Annotated in this window: 12 protein-coding genes; 8 read left to right on the forward strand and 4 right to left on the reverse strand. The window is 70.0% G+C overall.

The genetic code is table 11. From position 1 onward, the window contains the following. Positions 1-233: 233 nt before the first annotated feature. Complete coding sequence (locus tag A5673_RS11140) at positions 234-1,892, forward strand: PPE family protein (RefSeq protein WP_068231386.1); 1,659 nt, start codon at positions 234-236, stop codon at positions 1,890-1,892. 4 nt (positions 1,893-1,896) lie between these two features. Here A5673_RS11140 and ipdF read toward each other — a convergent pair whose 3' ends face one another. Both ipdF and ipdE1 read right to left on the reverse strand, forming a co-directional pair. Then, positions 1,897-2,685: a (5R,7aS)-5-hydroxy-7a-methyl-1-oxo-2,3,5,6,7,7a-hexahydro-1H-indene-carboxyl-CoA reductase gene (ipdF, locus tag A5673_RS11145; RefSeq protein WP_068231388.1), complete on the reverse strand. Its 789-nt coding sequence runs from the start codon at positions 2,683-2,685 to the stop codon at positions 1,897-1,899. A gap of 28 nt (positions 2,686-2,713) precedes the next feature. Beyond that, positions 2,714-3,862 carry an acyl-CoA dehydrogenase IpdE1 gene (gene ipdE1 / locus A5673_RS11150; protein WP_068231391.1) on the reverse strand — a complete coding sequence of 383 codons (1,149 nt, stop codon included), beginning with the start codon at positions 3,860-3,862 and terminating at the stop codon, positions 2,714-2,716. Between the two features lie 118 nt (positions 3,863-3,980). Here ipdE1 and fadD3 point away from each other — a divergent pair, with 118 nt between their 5' ends. From fadD3 to A5673_RS11175, 5 genes are read left to right on the forward strand one after another with little or no spacing between them, the layout of a single operon-like run. After that, positions 3,981-5,522, forward strand: a complete 1,542-nt coding sequence (fadD3, locus tag A5673_RS11155) for a 3-((3aS,4S,7aS)-7a-methyl-1,5-dioxo-octahydro-1H-inden-4-yl)propanoate--CoA ligase FadD3 (RefSeq protein ID WP_068231473.1) — start codon at positions 3,981-3,983, stop codon at positions 5,520-5,522. Then, a complete protein-coding gene (locus A5673_RS11160; protein ID WP_068231393.1) occupies positions 5,522-6,655 on the forward strand; it encodes an acyl-CoA dehydrogenase family protein in 1,134 nt (377 codons plus the stop codon). The genes fadD3 and A5673_RS11160 overlap by 1 nt, the downstream gene beginning before the upstream one ends. Continuing rightward, positions 6,655-7,590: an acyl-CoA dehydrogenase family protein gene (locus tag A5673_RS11165; protein ID WP_068231396.1), complete on the forward strand. Its 936-nt coding sequence runs from the start codon at positions 6,655-6,657 to the stop codon at positions 7,588-7,590. Before A5673_RS11160 ends, A5673_RS11165 begins: the two co-directional genes overlap by 1 nt. Next, the gene (locus A5673_RS11170; RefSeq protein WP_068231399.1) at positions 7,587-8,537 is read left to right on the forward strand and encodes an acyl-CoA dehydrogenase family protein; all 951 of its coding nucleotides are present in this window, start codon (positions 7,587-7,589) and stop codon (positions 8,535-8,537) included. Before A5673_RS11165 ends, A5673_RS11170 begins: the two co-directional genes overlap by 4 nt. Then, positions 8,534-9,703, forward strand: a complete 1,170-nt coding sequence (locus tag A5673_RS11175) for a pyridoxal phosphate-dependent aminotransferase (protein WP_068231402.1) — start codon at positions 8,534-8,536, stop codon at positions 9,701-9,703. The genes A5673_RS11170 and A5673_RS11175 overlap by 4 nt, the downstream gene beginning before the upstream one ends. On the opposite strand, the gene A5673_RS11180 is transcribed toward A5673_RS11175, so the two are convergent. Then, entirely contained in the window at positions 9,693-11,552 is a 1,860-nt protein-coding gene (locus A5673_RS11180; protein WP_068231404.1) for a fatty acyl-AMP ligase, read from the reverse strand. The two genes, A5673_RS11175 and A5673_RS11180, sit on opposite strands and share 11 nt — an antisense overlap. A gap of 81 nt (positions 11,553-11,633) precedes the next feature. After that, a complete protein-coding gene (locus A5673_RS11185; protein ID WP_068231406.1) occupies positions 11,634-12,464 on the reverse strand; it encodes an arylamine N-acetyltransferase in 831 nt (276 codons plus the stop codon). A gap of 157 nt (positions 12,465-12,621) precedes the next feature. Here A5673_RS11185 and A5673_RS11190 point away from each other — a divergent pair, with 157 nt between their 5' ends. Next, on the forward strand, positions 12,622-15,678 hold the full coding sequence (locus A5673_RS11190) for a serine/threonine-protein kinase (RefSeq protein ID WP_068231408.1): 3,057 nt from the start codon (positions 12,622-12,624) through the stop codon (positions 15,676-15,678). 95 nt (positions 15,679-15,773) lie between these two features. Further along, a complete protein-coding gene (locus A5673_RS11195; protein ID WP_068231411.1) occupies positions 15,774-16,211 on the forward strand; it encodes a hypothetical protein in 438 nt (145 codons plus the stop codon). Positions 16,212-16,239: the final 28 nt, after the last annotated feature.

Here is a 16,239-nt window from a genome sequence, read left to right on the forward strand (position 1 = left end):
GGTCCCGGTGAAACATTTCCGCGAAAACGTCCGCTTTCGGCCGCCGCGACGTACCCTACCCACCGTGGCGGTTTGCTGTGGCGTCAGCAGGAAGGCGGTAGCCGATCGAGGAGCCGCGTCATTCGTGTGCGCACAGCCAAGCGCGGCGACGGCATCGGCCACCAAACAAACAGTGTCCCACATCAACTAAAGCTCGCCGGGGCGGCGGGCTGGACAGCTAGGAGGCTACGGTCGTGAGCTTTTTGGTGTTGCCCCCGGAGTTGAATTCGGCATTGATCTTTGCTGGCGCGGGTTCGGCTCCCATGCTGGAAGCCGCGGCCGCCTGGGAAGGGTTGGCCTCCGAGCTGGGTTCGGCGGCGTCGTCGTTCGCGTCGGTGACGTCGGGATTGGCGGGTCAGGCCTGGCAGGGCCCGGCCGCCCAGGCGATGACGGCGGCGGCGGTGCCCTATAGCGGCTGGTTGAGCGCGGCGGCGTCCCAGGCGGCTACGGCGGCCGGGCAGGCCCGCGCGGTGATCAGCGCGTTTGAGGCGGCGCAGGCGGCGACGGTGCACCCGTTCATGGTCGAGCTGAACCGCAATTCGCTGGTGCAGATGGTGATGTCGAACTGGTTCGGCTTCAACGCGCCGGCGATCGCCCAGCTCGAGGGTGACTACGAGGCGATGTGGGCCCAGGACGTCGCGGCGATGGTGGGCTACCACGGTGGGGCGTCGGCGGCGGCCGCGCAGCTAGCGCCCGCGGCGTCGCTGCAGGACCTGCTGGCCGGCCTGCCCAACCTGGGCCTCGGCAACCTCGGCAGCGCCAACCTGGGCGGCGGCAACACCGGCAGCGGCAACGCCGGCAACGGGAACACCGGCAGCTCCAACCTGGGCGGCGGGAACGCCGGCAACCACAACGTCGGCGACGGGAACACCGGTAATCGCAACTTCGGCTCGGGGAACGCCGGATTCGGAAACATCGGCTTCGGCAACGCCGGCTTCAGCCCCACCACAGGGCAAAACGTCGGGATGGGCAACAACGGCGACAACAACGTCGGCTTCGGCAACTACGGCATCGGTAACCGCGGTGGGGGCAACTTCGGCAACAACAACATCGGCGGCGGGAACGCCGGCAACAACAACATCGGCTTCGGGCTCACCGGAAACAACGAGATCGGCATCGGCAACACCTATTTCAACACCGCGACCAACCAGTTCAGCTTCGGCGGACTGAACTCCGGCGCCGGCAACATCGGCATCGGGAACTCGGGCGCCGGCAACATCGGTTTCTTCAACTCCGGTACCGGCAACGTCGGCATCTTCAACACGGGAGCCAACACGATAAATCCGCTGGGCCACATCAACGACATCGGCTTCGGGAACTCCGGCAGCAACAACATCGGCTTCGGGAACTCCGGCCTCGGAAACAACGGCTTCGGGAACTCGTGGGAGTTCAACACAGGCTTCGGGAACTCGGGCGCCCAGAACACCGGCATGGGCAACGCGGGCGTCGACAACACGGGGAACTGGAACTCGGGCGGCGTCAACACGGGCGACGGGAATTCGGGCTTCGTCAACACCGGGATGTGGAATGCGGGGAGCACGAACACCGGCGTCGGCTTCACCACCTACTCGGGCCTTTCCAACTCCGGCGTCGGCAATGTCGGCGAAGACATCTCGGGCTTCTTCAACACGGCCAGCGGCGGCACGGGCTTCAATGGCGAGGTGTCGGGGTTCTTCAACAAGGTCACCGGCGGGTCGGTCTTCGACTACCAGGTCTCCGGCATCGGGAACAACATCGTCCCGGACCCGAACAACGGCCTCCTCGGCACCGCCGTCAGCGGATACGCGTCGGGCTTCTTCAACGCGATCACCGGTTCGTCCGGCATGTTCGGCCTCAGCCGGATGTTGCCCTAACGGCTCACGGATGCTGGCTGGAGACCGAAATCACTTCGCCGGTCAGGTAACTCGAGTAGTCGCTGGCCAAAAACGCGATGGTGGACGCGATTTCCCAGGGCTCGGCGGCCCGCCCGAACGCCTCGCCGGCCGACAGCCGGTCCAGCAGGTCGGCCGAGGTCGTCTTGTCGAGGAACTTGTGCCGCGCGATGCTCGGCGAGACCGCGTTGATGCGTACCCCGTACTCGACGGCTTCGATTGCGCTGCAACGGGTCAGCGCCATCACACCCGCCTTGGCGGCGGCGTAGTGCGACTGCGAGTGCTGGGCGCGCCAGCCCAGCACGCTGGCGTTGTTGACGATGACGCCGCCGTGCGACGCCTCGCGGAAATAGCGCAGCGCCGCGCGGGTGGCCCGGAACACCGACGTCAGCGTCACGTCCAGCACGCGGTCCCATTCGTCGTCGGTCATGTCCACCACCGGCGTCTGCCCGCCCAGCCCGGCGTTGTTGACCAGCACGTCGAGGCGGCCCATGCGCGCGGTTGTCGAGTCGACGAGGGCATCGATCTGGGCGGTGGACGTCACGTCGCACACGACCTTTTCGACCCGCCCCAGACCCAGCGCTGAAAGCTCGTCGGCGGTCTCGCCCAGCCGCCGCTCGTGGTGATCGGACACCACCACGTCGGCGCCCTCGGCCAGGGCGCGGCGGGCGGTCGCCGAACCGATGCCGGTCCCCGCCGCCGCGGTCACGACGACCACCTTGCCTTCCAAGAGGCCGTGTCCGGCAACCTCTTTCGGAGTTTCGGACAGGCTCATGCTTCCTCCCATGTCTTCGCGCAAGCGCTCATCCACGAACTTCTCGGGGTAAGCCGAGCACCCGTTCGGCGATGATGTTGCGCTGGATCTCGTTGGACCCGCCGTAGATGGTGTCGGCGCGGGTGAACAGGAACAGCCGCTGCCACTCGTCGAACTCGCCGCCCGTCAGCGTCATCCCGGCCTTGCCGATCACGTCCATCGCCAGCTCGCCGAGGTCGCGATGCCAGTTGGCCCACAACAACTTCGACACGTTGTCCTGGCCGGGTTGCTCGACATCCATGGTGGCCAGCGCGTACGAACGCATCGCGCGCAGGCCGGTCCAGGCCCGGGTCAGCCGGTCGCGGATGAACGGGTCTTCGGCCGCGCCGTTGCGCTGCGCGAACTCGGCCAGATTGGAAAGCTCACGGGCATAGCGGATTTGCTGTCCCAGCGTGGAGACGCCGCGCTCGAAGGTCAGCGTCCCCATCGCGACGCGCCAGCCGTCGCCGGGCTGGCCGACCACCAGCGACGCGTCGGTGCGCGCGTCGTCGAAGAACACCTCGTTGAATTCCGAGTCGCCCGTCAGCTGGATGATCGGGCGCACTTCCACCCCGGGCTGGTCCAGCGGCACCAGCAGGTACGACAGCCCGGCGTGCCGCTTGGAACCCTTCTCGGTGCGGGCGACCACGAAGCACCACTGCGCCCAGTGCGCCAGCGACGTCCACACCTTTTGGCCGTTGATCACCCATTGGTCGCCATCGAGTTCGGCGGTCGTCGCGACGTTGGCCAGGTCGCTGCCGGCGCCGGGTTCCGAATAGCCCTGGCACCACAGCTCGGTGACGTCGAGGATGCGCGGCAGGAAGCGCTGCTGTTGCTCGGGCGTGCCGAACGCGATCAACGTCGGACCGAGCAGCTCTTCGCCGAAGTGGTTGACCTTGTCCGGCGCGTCCGCCTTCGCATACTCCTCGTAGAACGCCACCCGGTGCGCGGTCGAAAGTCCGCGACCACCATGCTCGACGGGCCACCCCAGGCAGGTCAGCCCGGCCTCGGCGAGGTGCTGGTTCCACGCGCGGCGTTCCTCGAAGGCCTCGTGCTCGCGCCCCGGCCCGCCGAGCCCCTTGAGCGCGGCGAATTCACCGACCAGATTGTCGGCGAGCCACTGGCGGACCTCGGCCCGGAACTCCTCGACGTCCTGCATGCCCTGTAGGCTAACCTACCAAGCACTTGCTTTGTTAGCGCGGCGGTGAAGCCGCGTGAGGAGGAGCCGGGCCATCACCGACGAGCGTGCGCAGAATGCCAGCAGCTACGGCGTGCCGCTGTACAAACACGCACGCTCGCGGACGATTCCGGCGGCGCTGGATCGTCTCGCGCAGCAGCTCCCCGATCACGACGCGCTGATCACCGACGAGCGGTCCTTCACGTCGGCCGCGCTGCGCGCCGAGGTGCACCGGGCGGCGGCCGCGCTCATCGCGCTGGGCGTCCGGGCGAAAGACCGGGTCGCGATCTGGTCGCCGAACACCTGGCACTGGGTGGTGGCGTGCCTCGCGATTCACCACGCCGGGGCCGCGATGGTGCCGCTGAACACCCGCTACACCGCCGAGGAGGCCGCCGACATCCTGGCGCGCACGGCGGCGCCCGTGCTGTTCGGGATGGGCGAGTTCCTGGGCAACGATCGCGTCGCCGACCTGGACCGCATGTCGCTACCGGCGCTGCGGCACATCGTCCGCATCCCGATCGAGGGCGACGACGGGACGTGGGACGACTTCATCGCCCAGGGAACAGACTTCGATGCGGTGGACGAACGCGCCGCCGCCGTCGCCCCGGACGACGTCAGCGACATCCTGTTCACCTCCGGCACCACCGGTCGCAGCAAAGGCGTGCTGTGTGCGCATCGGCAGTCGCTGTCCGCCTCGGCGTCGTGGGCGGCCAACGGCAAGATCACCGGCGACGACCGGTACCTGTGCATCAACCCGTTCTTCCACAACTTCGGCTACAAGGCCGGGATTTTGGCCTGCCTGCAGACCGGCGCGACGCTGATCCCCCACCTGACCTTCGATCCGCTGCGGGCGCTGCAGGCGATCGAGCAACACCGCATCACCGTGCTGCCCGGGCCGCCCACCATCTACCAGACCCTGCTGGACCATCCGGCGCGGCGCGACTACGACCTGAGCTCCCTGCGGTTCGCGGTGACGGGCGCGGCCACGGTGCCGGTCGTGCTGGTCGAACGCATGCAGTCCGAGCTCGACATCGACATCGTGCTGACGGCCTACGGGCTGACCGAGGCCAACGGCATGGGCACGATGTGCCGCGCCGACGACGACGCGGTCACCGTCGCCACCACCTGCGGGCGGCCCTTCGCCGACTTCGAATTGCGCATCGACTCAAGTGATTCCGGGGAAGCGGGTGAGGTGCTGCTGCGCGGGCCGAACGTGATGCTGGGCTACCTCGACGACCCGGCCGCGACGGCCGCAGCCATCGACGCCGACGGCTGGCTGCACACCGGCGACATCGGCGCCGTCGACGAGGCCGGCAACCTGCGCATCACCGACCGGCTCAAGGACATGTACATCTGCGGCGGATTCAACGTCTACCCGGCCGAGGTCGAGCAGGTCCTGGCCCGGATGGAAGGGGTCGCCGACGTGGCGGTGATCGGGGTGCCCGACGAGCGGCTCGGCGAGGTCGGCCGCGCGTTCGTGGTGGCCCGGCCGAGCGCCGAGCTCGACGAGCAATCCGTGATCGCTTACACCCGAGAGCATTTGGCGAACTTCAAGGCACCGCGGTCGGTGCGCTTCGTCGACGCGTTGCCGCGCAACCCCGGCGGCAAGGTGGTCAAACCACAACTGCGGGAGCTGGCCTGATGGACCTGCAATTGGACGACGACACGCTGGCCTTTGCGGCCGAGGTCCGGGACTTCCTGGCGGCCAACGCCGGGGAGATCCCGACCAAGAGCTACGACAACGCCGAAGGCTTTGCCCAGCACCGGCATTGGGACAAGGTGCTGTTCGACGCCGGCCTGTCGGTGATCACCTGGCCGGAGCGCTACGGTGGCCGCGACGCGCCGCTGCTGCATTGGGTGGTGTTCGAGGAGGAGTACTTTCGCGCCGGCGCACCCGGCCGGGCCAGCGCGAACGGAACCTCCATGCTGGCCCCGACGCTGTTCGCGCACGGCACCGAAGAGCAGCTCGACCGGATCCTGCCGAAAATGGCCAGCGGCGAACAGATCTGGGCGCAGGCGTGGTCGGAGCCCGAGTCGGGCAGCGACCTGGCGTCGCTGCGCTCCACCGCCACCAGAACCGACGGCGGCTGGTTGCTCAACGGTCAGAAGATCTGGAGCTCGCGGGCGCCGTTCGCCGAAATGGGCTTCGGGCTGTTCCGTTCCGACCCCGCGGCCGAGCGACACAACGGCCTGACCTACCTGATGTTCGATCTCAAGGCCAAGGGCGTCACCGTTCGGCCCATCGTGCAGCTCGGCGGCGACACCGGCTTCGGGGAGATCTTCCTCGACGACGTGTTCGTTCCCGACGAGGACGTCATCGGCACCCCGAACGAGGGCTGGCGCGCGGCCATGAGCACGTCCAGCAACGAGCGCGGCATGTCGCTGCGCAGCCCGGCCCGCTTCCTGGCGGCGGCCGAACGATTGGTGCAGCTGTGGAAGGACCGCGGGTCCCCCGCCGCGTTCGCCGACCGGGTCGCCGATGCGTGGATCAAGGCTCAGGCCTACCGGCTGCAGACGTTCGGCACGGTGACCAGGCTGGCCGCCGGCGGCGAGCTCGGCGCGGAATCGTCGGTGACCAAGGTGTTCTGGTCGGACCTGGACGTGGCCATCCATCAGACGGCCCTCGACGTCCTCGGCGCCGACGGCGAGCTGGCCGGTCCGTGGACCGACGGGCTGCTGTTCGCCCTGGGCGGCCCGATCTACGCCGGCACCAACGAAATCCAGCGCAACATCATCTCGGAACGTCTGCTGGGTCTGCCCCGGGAGAAAAGGTAATGGACTTCGCACTAGACGAACAGCAGCGCGACTTCGCGGCCAGCATCGACGCGGCGCTGGGCGCGGCGGACCTGCCGGGCACGATCCGCGCGTGGTCCGCGGGGGATACCGCGCCGGGCCGCAAGGTGTGGGAGCAGCTGGCGAACGTGGGCGTCACCGCGCTGGCCGTGCCGGAGAAATTCGACGGCATCGGCGCCGAGCCCGTCGACCTGGTGGTCGCGCTCGAGCGCCTCGGCCGCTGGTGCGTGCCCGGCCCGGTCGCCGAATCCATCGCGGTGGCACCGATATTGCTCGCGGACGACGAGCGCTGCGCGGGCCTGGCTTCCGGCGAGCTCATCGCCACCGTCGCGATGCCGCCGCACACCCCGCGCGCCGTCGACGCCGAAACGGCCGGGCTGGTGCTGCTGGCCGGCGGCAGCGGCGTGAGCGAGGCCGCCCCGGGCGCAGAGCACGAGTCCGTCGACCCCAGCCGCCGCCTCTACGACGTCACCGCGTCCGGCGAGCCCTGGCAGGCCGACGTCCAGCGCGCCTACGAGTTCGGCGCGCTGGCCACCGCTGCGCAGCTGGTCGGCGCCGCCGAGGCGCTGCTGCACGGCGCCGTGGACTACGCCAAGCAACGCAGCCAGTTCGGCCGGGTGATCGGCTCCTACCAGGCGATCAAGCACAAGCTCGCCGACGTGCACATCGCGATCGAGCTGGCCCGCCCCCTGGTGTACGGCGCGGCGCTGTCGGTCGAGGCGCGCGACGTCGGCGCGGCCAAGGCCGCGGCATCCGAGGCGGCCCTGCTGGCGGCGCGCGCGTCGCTGCAAACCCACGGCGCGATCGGGTTCACCCAGGAACACGACCTGTCGCTGTGGCTGCTGCGGGTGCAGGCATTACGCTCGGCCTGGGGTACGCCCGAGGCGCATCGGCGCCGAGTGCTGGAGGCGCTATGAACCAAGAACGCGAGCTGCTGCGCGAAACCGTCGCGGCCCTGGTGGCCAAGCACGCGGATCCGCCGGCGGTGCGCGCCGCGATGGAGTCCGAGCGCGGCTACGACGAATCGCTGTGGCGGCTGCTCTGTGAGCAGGTCGGCGCGGCCGCGCTCGTGATTCCCGAGGAGCTCGGCGGCGCGGGCGGCGAATTGGCCGACGCGGCAACGGTTCTGCAGGAGCTGGGCCGCGCCCTGGTGCCCTCCCCCTTGCTGGGTACGACGCTGGCGGAGCTGGCGTTGCTCGCCGCGGCCGAGCCGGACGGCGAGACGCTGGCCGGGCTGGCCGAGGGTGGTTCGATCGGCGCGCTGGTGCTCGACGCCGACTACGTGGTCAACGGGGACGTGGCCGACGTCGTCGTCGCCGCCGACGGCGACCGGCTGAACAGGTGGACCCGTTTCACCGCGCAGCCCGTGGCCACCATGGACCCCACCCGCCGGCTGGCCCGGGTCAGGCCCGAAGAATCCGAGGAGATCGGGGCCGACCCCGGCATCGCACACACCGCGGCCATCCTACTGGCGGCCGAGCAGCTCGGCGCCGCCGAACGTTGCCTGGAGCTGACCGTCGAATACACCAAGAGCCGGGTGCAATTCGGCCGCCCGATCGGCAGCTTCCAGGCGCTCAAGCACCGGATGGCCGATCTGTATGTCACCGTTGCCGCGGCGAAGGCCGTGGTGTCCGACGCGTGCGACGACCCCACGCCCACCAACGCCGCCACCGCGCGCCTGGCCGCCACCGAGGCCCTGAAAGACGTGGCCGCAGAGGGGATTCAGCTGCACGGGGGCATCGCGATCACGTGGGAACACGACATGCACCTGTACTTCAAACGCGCCCACGGCAGCGCGCACCTGCTCGGCTCGCCGCGAGAGCTGCTGCGCCAACTGGAATCCGAGGTGCTCAGCGCGCCGTGACCGACCACGTCGCACTGCGCGCCGGCATCCCGCCGTTCTACGTGATGGATGTCTGGCTGGCCGCCGCCGAGCGCCAGCGCAGCCACGGCGACCTGGTGAACTTGTCGGCCGGCCAGCCCAGCGTCGGCGCCCCCGAGCCGGTGCGCGCGGCGGCGGCCGCCGCACTGCGCGACAACCAGCTGGGTTACACCGTCGCGCTGGGCATTCCGGAGCTGCGCGCCGCGATCGCCGCCGACTACCGACGCAAGCACGGCCTCGACGTGGAGCCCGACGCGGTCGTCGTGACCACCGGCTCGTCGGGCGGGTTCCTGCTCGCCTTCCTGGCGTGCTTCGACGTCGGCGACCGGGTGGCGCTGGCCAGCCCCGGCTACCCCTGCTACCGAAACATCCTGTCGGCGTTGGGCTGTGAGGTGGTGGACATCGCGTGTGGGCCGGACACGCGGTTCCAGCCCACTGCCGCGATGCTCGCCGAACTCGACCCACCGATCCAGGGCGTCATCGTCGCCAGCCCCGCCAATCCCACCGGGACGGTCATCCCACCGGCGGAGCTGGCCGCGATCGCGTCGTGGTGCGCGGCCTCCGGGGTGCGGCTGATCAGCGACGAGGTCTACCACGGCCTGGTCTACGACGGGGCACCGCAGACCAGCTGCGCCTGGCGGACGTCGCGAGATGCGGTGGTGGTCAACAGCTTTTCGAAGTACTACGCGATGACGGGCTGGCGGCTGGGCTGGCTGCTGGTGCCGGGCGAGCTGCGCCGCGCGGTGGACTGCCTGACCGGCAACTTCACCATCTGCCCGCCGGTGCTGTCGCAGATCGCCGCGGTGGCGGCGTTCACCCCGGATGCCACGGCCGAGGCCGACGGCAATCTGCGCCACTACGCGGTCAACCGGTCGTTGCTGCTCGACGGGCTGCGCGCGATCGGCGTCGACCGGCTGGCGCCCACCGACGGCGCGTTCTATGTGTACGCCGACGTCTCGGAGCACACCGGCGACTCGCTGGGATTCTGCTCAAAGCTGCTGGCGGACACCGGCGTTGCCATCGCGCCGGGCATCGACTTCGACACCGTCCGCGGCAATTCGTTCGTCCGGCTCTCGTTTGCCGGACCCACCGGCGACATCGAGGAGGCCCTGCGACGGATCGGGCGCTGGCTGCCGGTCAGCGGTTGAAACGCCCGTCGAGGTACTCGGCCCGGCAGGCGTTGCGGGCGAGTTTGCCGCTCGTCGTGCGGGGGATGGCCCCGGCGGCCACCAGCCGCACGTCGGCGACGCGAATCTGGTGATGCCGCGAGATCGCCGCCCGCACCGTGTCGGCGATCGGCGCCAGGTCGCGGCCCGCCCCGGCGGCGCGCTCGGCGACGACGACCACCTGCTCGCCGGACCCGCCGCTGCCGGTCATGGCTGAAACCGCCTCGGCGGGAACGGAAAACGCCGCGACGTAGCCGGTGCGGATGGCCGGCGAGGCTTCGCTCACGGTCGTTTCGATGTCGTGCGGGTAGTGGTTGCGGCCGTCGATGATGATGAGGTCCTTGATCCGCCCCGTCAGGTACAGCTCGCCGTCGACGTAGACGCCGAGGTCGCCCGTGGCCAGCCAGGACCCGTTGTCCGGGGCGCCCTCCGCGTGGCTGCCGACCTCGAGGCGGGACTGCAGCTTGTTGCCGAACACCCGTCGCGTCTCGTCCTCGCGGCCGAAGTATCCGCGGCCGACGTTGTTGCCGTGCAACCAGATTTCGCTCACCGTGCCGTCGGGCACCTCCGCGCCGTCCGCGTCGGCGATGACCGCCCACTGCTCGAGGATCGGCTGGCCGCACGAGACGAGGGAAACCGCTCCGGGGTCCGTCGGGTCGACGACCACCGCACGGCCGGCGCCGAGCTGCACCCGGTCGAGCGAGATCGCGCTGGCCGCGGCGTCCGAGGCGATACTGGCGACCGACAGCGTCGCTTCCGCCATGCCGTAGGACGGCTTGACCACGGATGCGGGCAGGCCGTATGGGGCGAAGGCTTTGGTGAACTGCTCGATGGCCGACATGCTCACGGGCTCGGACCCGTTGAGCAGGCACACCACATTGCTGAGGTCGAGGTCCTCGCCCTGGGGCGGCAGGCCCCGCTGGGCCGTCAACTCGAACGCGAAGTTCGGTGCCGCCGCCATCGTCCGGCCGCGGGTCGCCGCGATGCCCAGTTGCTTGATCCATCGGTAGGGCCGGCGCAGGAAGGCCATGGGGTCCATCAGCGTGACGTGCGCCCCGAAATACGCGGTGAACACGATCATCATCAGTCCCATGTCGTGATACAGCGGCAGCCAGCTCACGCATTGGACGTCGGTGTTCAGACCGCCGTGCAGGATCATCTGCATCGCGTTGGTGTAGACGGCGCGGTGCGTGATCTCCACCCCGGCCGGCGTGCGGGTCGAGCCCGACGTGTACTGCAGGTAGGCGAGGTCGTCGGTATCCCGGACGGGGTCGGTGAAGGTTTCGGCGAGGGTCGCGGGCACCGCGTCCACCGCGATCATCCGCGGCCGCTCCTGCGGGGGCAACGTCCGGATGAACGTCCGCACCGATTCCGCGGCCGCGGTCGTGGTCAGGACCGCGGCGGGCCGGCCGTCGGCCAGCACCGCCGCCAGCCGCTCGCCGTGCCCGGCCAACGTCGGCGCAAAGAGGGGGATCGCGACGTTGCCCGCGTGGATGGCGCCGAAGAAGCCCGCCACGTAGTCGAGGCCCTGCGGCGCCAGGATCGCCACCCGATCCCCGGGCTGGGTGACCTGCTGCAGGCGGGCGCCGATCGCGCAGACCCGAGACCACAGCTCGTTCCAGCTGAGCTCGACGACCCGCCCATCCTGGTCCTGCGAGTAGTCGAGGAAGCGGTACGCCGGGCTGTCACCGAGCGAGGCCCGGTTCTGGTCGAAATTCGAGGTCAGCGTCACACCCTCGGGCACCACGATCTTGCCGGTCGCGGCGGCGTCAGCGGCAGCGTTGCCCGAGGCGACGCCGACAGTATGGGTTGACCCGTGATCCCGACTCACGTCGGGAAAGATTAATAGACGTCCTTATAATTTGCCGCATTTGCCTCGGTATGGCGGTCGTCACGTCCGGTGACGTGGGGATTAGGCGTCGAGGACCTCGTCCAGGCGGGCTTCCAACGCGGCGCGCTCGCCGAGATCCGCCAGGTTGACGCCGAACCGCTCGGCGAGGGTCTCGACGACGGCGGCCGCGTCCCGCAGGCGGATTTTCTCGCTGCCACCGGCGCGGTGGATGCTTAGGTCGCGGCCGGCCAGGTTCAGTCGGGCGTCGTCGGTGACCTTCGCCGCCATCAGGCCGGTCACGAAGTGCGACGAGGGGTGGGTGGAGACGAACCAGCTGGCCACCAACAGGTCGACGTCCGGCTGGGTTCGCGTGGTGAATTCGTACAGCGGCACCCAGCGGTCCCGGATGAGGGTCTGCAGGACCAGCCCGTCGCGACGGTCCTCGAGCCGGTACGGCTCGCGCGCCGTCTGTTGGACGGTGCCGGTTTCGATGCGCAGGGGCGACGTCGGTGTCTGGCCGCCGAAGCCGACGTCGACGAGATACGTCCCCTGGGAGCCGGGGAAGGTCACCGCCAGCACCGTGTGCGTCTGCGCCGGGAACGGCGCGTCGGGCGGCTGCATCCAGACCACCCGGCCCGCCAATCGCCGTACCCGAAACCCGATTTCGCGCAGCGCGTAACCCATCAGCCCGTTGTGCTCGTAGCAATAGCCGCCCCGGCGCCGGTGAACGAGCTTGTCGGTCAGGGCCTCCGGGCTCAGGTCGTCGACCGGCACCCCGGTGAGTGGATCGAGGTTCTCGAACGGGATCGTTCGCGTATGGGCGGTCACCAGGGCCCGCAAGACGTCCAGGTTCGGTTCGGCGGCGCCGCCGAAGCCGATGCGATCGAAGTACCCGTTGAGATCCAGCGTCATAGGGCCATTCTGGCGTGCGCCCGCTCGAATCGCTTGGGCCAAACCCGTTGCAGATCTTGGCTTGATAACGAAGAGCGCCGAAAGATATGCCGGCGAGGTCGCGGGCGTTACTCTTGAGCTCTCTGAGCTCCATTAACCGGAGGTTAAGCGGCGAGGAATGCCCGAAGAACCCAGGTCCGACGGCGTGGCGTCGGTAGCCGGCGGAATCGCCGCGGAGCTGGCGGCCGCCGGCTTCGAGGACGCACGCCAGGTGGCCCGGGGCGGCGCCGGCGTCATCTACTGCTGCTACGAGACGGCACTGGGTCGAAACGTTGCGGTCAAGGTGCTGCCGTCGCACATGGACGAGGAGAGCCGGGAACGGTTCCTGCGCGAGGGCTACGCGATGGGCGGGCTGTCCGGGCATCCGAACATCGTCAACATCCTGCGGGTCGGCGTGACCACCAGCAACCGGCCTTTCATCGTGATGCCCTACCACGCCGCGGATTCGCTGGCGGTGCGGTTGCGCCGGGAGGGGCCGGTGCCCTGGCCCGAAGCCTTGCGAATCGGCGTAAAACTGTGCGGCGCACTGGAAACCGCGCATCGGGCCGGAACGCTGCATCGCGACATCAAGCCGGCGAACGTACTGACCAACGACTACGGCGAACCGCAGCTGAGCGATTTCGGCATCGCCCACATCGAGGGCGGCTACGAGACGGCGACCGGGTTCTTCTCCGGCACCATCGATTACACCGCTCCCGAGGTGATGACCGGCAGCCCCGCCACGGTCGCCGCCGACATGTACTCGCTGGGTGCCACCATTTACGCCCTCATCTCCGGCAACGCCGCCCACGAGCGCAGGAAGGGCGAAGACCTGATCGCGCAGTATCTGCGGATCAGCACCACCGGGGTCCCGGACATGCGCCCCGACGGAATCCCGGACGCGGTGTGCTCGGCGATCGAGCGGGCGATGGCGCTCGACCCGGCCGACCGCCCCGCGTCGGCCGAGGAGTTCGGCCGCGAATTGCAGGCCGCGCAGCGCCTCAACGGCCTAAAAGCCGATGCGATGGCGATCACCGGAGGGCCCGCGGTCGCCCCGGACACCAACGGCGGGGAAGCGCGGTCGCCCGCCCACGACAAACCGACCGCGCCGCTGTCCCCCTCGGGACCCGATCCGGGCGAATACTCCGCGGCGGCCGGCCTGTTGCGCACCGGCCACGGCACGCCGACGCAGCCCGAGGCGCCGGGCGGCGGCTCGAACGGCCCGCCGCCCGACCCCGGTCGCGGCGCGGCACCGCCGCCAGTCCCGCCGCCATGGCGCAAACCGGTGGCGGTGCGAATCAAGGAGTGGTTCGCGGAGCCGGGCAAGCGGCGGACCCGCATCGGCCTGGTCGCCGGTGCGGCCGCCCTGGTCGCCGCGTTGGTGGCCGGCGCCGTCTTTCTCGGCCTGCGGCCCAACGACGACCACCACACCGCCGCGAGCGCGCCGAGCGCCCCGGCACCGGCGGCGTGGAAACCGATCACCAACGCCCGCGTCGCCCGCGACGCGGTCGCGACCACCCAGGCCGACGGCACGATCTGGGTCTTCGGCGGCATTCGCAGCGACGGCACCGCGACCACCAGGCACGAGGGCTACGACCCCGCCATCGACGAATGGAAGGGCGGCGACGACCTGCCGGTGGCGCTGCAGCACGCGACGGCGGTCACGTGGCAGGGAAACCCCGTCGTGCTCGGCGGATGGAAGACCGACAACGGCAAAAACGTTGCCAGTGACCAGGTTTGGCGCGTGGTCAACAGCCGCTGGGTGGAGTTGCCGCACCTGTTGCAGCCCCGGGCGGCAGCGGCGGCCGCGGTGGCGGGAGACCGCCTCGTCGTCACCGGCGGCGTGGACGCCAACGGCGCCTTGCTGAACACCACCGAGGTCTTCGACGGCACCTCGTGGACCCTGGGTGCGCCGCTGCCGACCCCGCGGCAGCTGCTGGCCGCCGCGTCGGACGGGAAGCTGGTGTACGCGGTGGGCGGCAGCAGCGGGGGCACGGACCTGGCCGCGGTCGAGGCCTACGACCCCGCCGCGAAGACGTGGACGGCGCTGGCCGCCCTGCCGCAGCCGCGCAGTGACCTGGGCGTGGCGATCGCCGATGGGCGCCTGGTCGCGGTCGGGGGCGTGTCGTCCGGGCGGGTGCTCAAGAGCGTGTCCGTGTTGGACCTGATGATGAAGACCTGGGACACGCTGCCGGACATGGCGACCGCGCGACACGGGATGGCCGTTGCCGCGGTCGAGAAGTCCGTGTACGCGATCGGCGGCTCGACGGCCGTCGGGGACAGCCAGCTGGTTGCGACCGCCGAGACGCTGAAGCTGCCCGCCCGCCAGATCCAGCCCGCGCCGCAATGGCGTTCGCTGCCCGATGCGCCGACGCCCCGGCTGATGATGGCCTGGGCGGTGCAGGGCGACAAGATCTGGCTGATGGGCGGCCTGCGCAACGGCGCGACCCTGCAGACCGTCGAGAGCTACGACCCGCGCACCGCGACCTGGGCGACCGGACCGCCGCTGCCCATCCCGCTGCACCACGCCGCGGCGGCGACCTTCCGCGGCGAGGTGGTCGTGCTCGGCGGCACCAGCGACAACATCGCCGACGCCTCCAACAAGGTGTTCGCGCTGCGCGGCGGCAACTGGGTGGAGCTACCCAGCCTGATCCACGCGCGGGCGGCGCCGGCGGCGGCCGCTGCCGGTGACAAGCTCGTCGTCGTCGGCGGCCAGAACGACAAGCAACTCGTCCCCCAGACCGAGGTCTTCGACGGCAGCTCGTGGCGCGACGCCGCCGACATGCCGACCCCGCGCGAACACCTGGCCGCCGTGTCGGACGGGACCTACGTGTACGCGATCGGCGGCAGGTTCCTGTCCTCCGACAAGAACTCCGCGGCGCTGGAACGGTTCGATCCGGCGGCGGGGACGTGGACCCGGTTGGTGGGCATGCCGACGCCGCGCGGCAGCTACGGCGCCACCTACCTCGACGGCCGCATCGTCGTGGTCGGTGGCGAGGAGCCGACGATGGTGCTGAACGTGGTCGAGATGTACGACATCGCGGCCGGCAAGTGGAGCACCATCACCCCCATGCCGACGCCGCGCCACGCCGCGGCGGTGGCGGCGGTCGGCAATACGGTCTACTGCATCGGCGGCGCGGACCGCCCGACCCACGAAGGTCCCATCCCGACCGTCGAGGCGCTCGACTTCAAGTAGCCCGCCGACGCCGGGCTTGTTTTATATCTGTCGAATATGGGGACCCGATACGGACGGGCCGCAGCACACCACCCACGAAACGTACGGAGCCCCTGATGAGCACCACTATTTGGATCGTGATCGCCGTGATCGTGGCGGTCCTGGTGATCGCCGCGGCGATCGTCGCGGCGAACGCAGCGACGCGTCACCGCCGCCAGCGGCGGGCCGAGGAGATTCGCGAAGAGGCCAAGGTCGCGTCGGCGCAAGTAGAACGGCGGCAGGCGCTCGCCGACGAAACGGCCGCCAGGGCGCGTGCCGCGCAGGCCGAGGCCGAGGCCAAGGCCGCCGAGGCCGCGCGGCTGCAGGAGCGAGCCGCCAGTCACCACAGTGACGCGGCGACATCGCGCGAGCAGCTCGACGAGCAGTTCAGGCGCGCCGACCGCCTCGACCCGAACGTCCGGGAACCGGGCGAGACGACCGGGGAGGCGTCGCAGTCGCAGGAGTCGGTGACCGACGCCGAATCGGTCCGATCGGACCGGCGCGCACCAGGCTAAAGACCCGGGCACACCCGATGGCCCGCCC

This window comes from Mycobacterium sp. E3198, assembly GCF_001667015.1.
In the GTDB taxonomy this organism is placed as follows: Bacteria; Actinomycetota; Actinomycetes; order Mycobacteriales; family Mycobacteriaceae; genus Mycobacterium.

What these genes read in the sequence shown, in the direction of transcription:
- ipdF (WP_068231388.1), bottom strand. Translation starts at nt 2,685, where the DNA reads ATGAGCCTGTCCGAAACTCCGAAAGAGGTTGCCGGACACGGCCTCTTG.
- ipdE1 (WP_068231391.1), bottom strand. Translation starts at nt 3,862, where the DNA reads ATGCAGGACGTCGAGGAGTTCCGGGCCGAGGTCCGCCAGTGGCTCGCC.
- A5673_RS11160 (WP_068231393.1), top strand. Translation starts at nt 5,522, where the DNA reads ATGGACCTGCAATTGGACGACGACACGCTGGCCTTTGCGGCCGAGGTC.
- A5673_RS11165 (WP_068231396.1), top strand. Translation starts at nt 6,655, where the DNA reads ATGGACTTCGCACTAGACGAACAGCAGCGCGACTTCGCGGCCAGCATC.
- A5673_RS11170 (WP_068231399.1), top strand. Translation starts at nt 7,587, where the DNA reads ATGAACCAAGAACGCGAGCTGCTGCGCGAAACCGTCGCGGCCCTGGTG.
- A5673_RS11185 (WP_068231406.1), bottom strand. Translation starts at nt 12,464, where the DNA reads ATGACGCTGGATCTCAACGGGTACTTCGATCGCATCGGCTTCGGCGGC.
- A5673_RS11190 (WP_068231408.1), top strand. Translation starts at nt 12,622, where the DNA reads ATGCCCGAAGAACCCAGGTCCGACGGCGTGGCGTCGGTAGCCGGCGGA.
- A5673_RS11195 (WP_068231411.1), top strand. Translation starts at nt 15,774, where the DNA reads ATGAGCACCACTATTTGGATCGTGATCGCCGTGATCGTGGCGGTCCTG.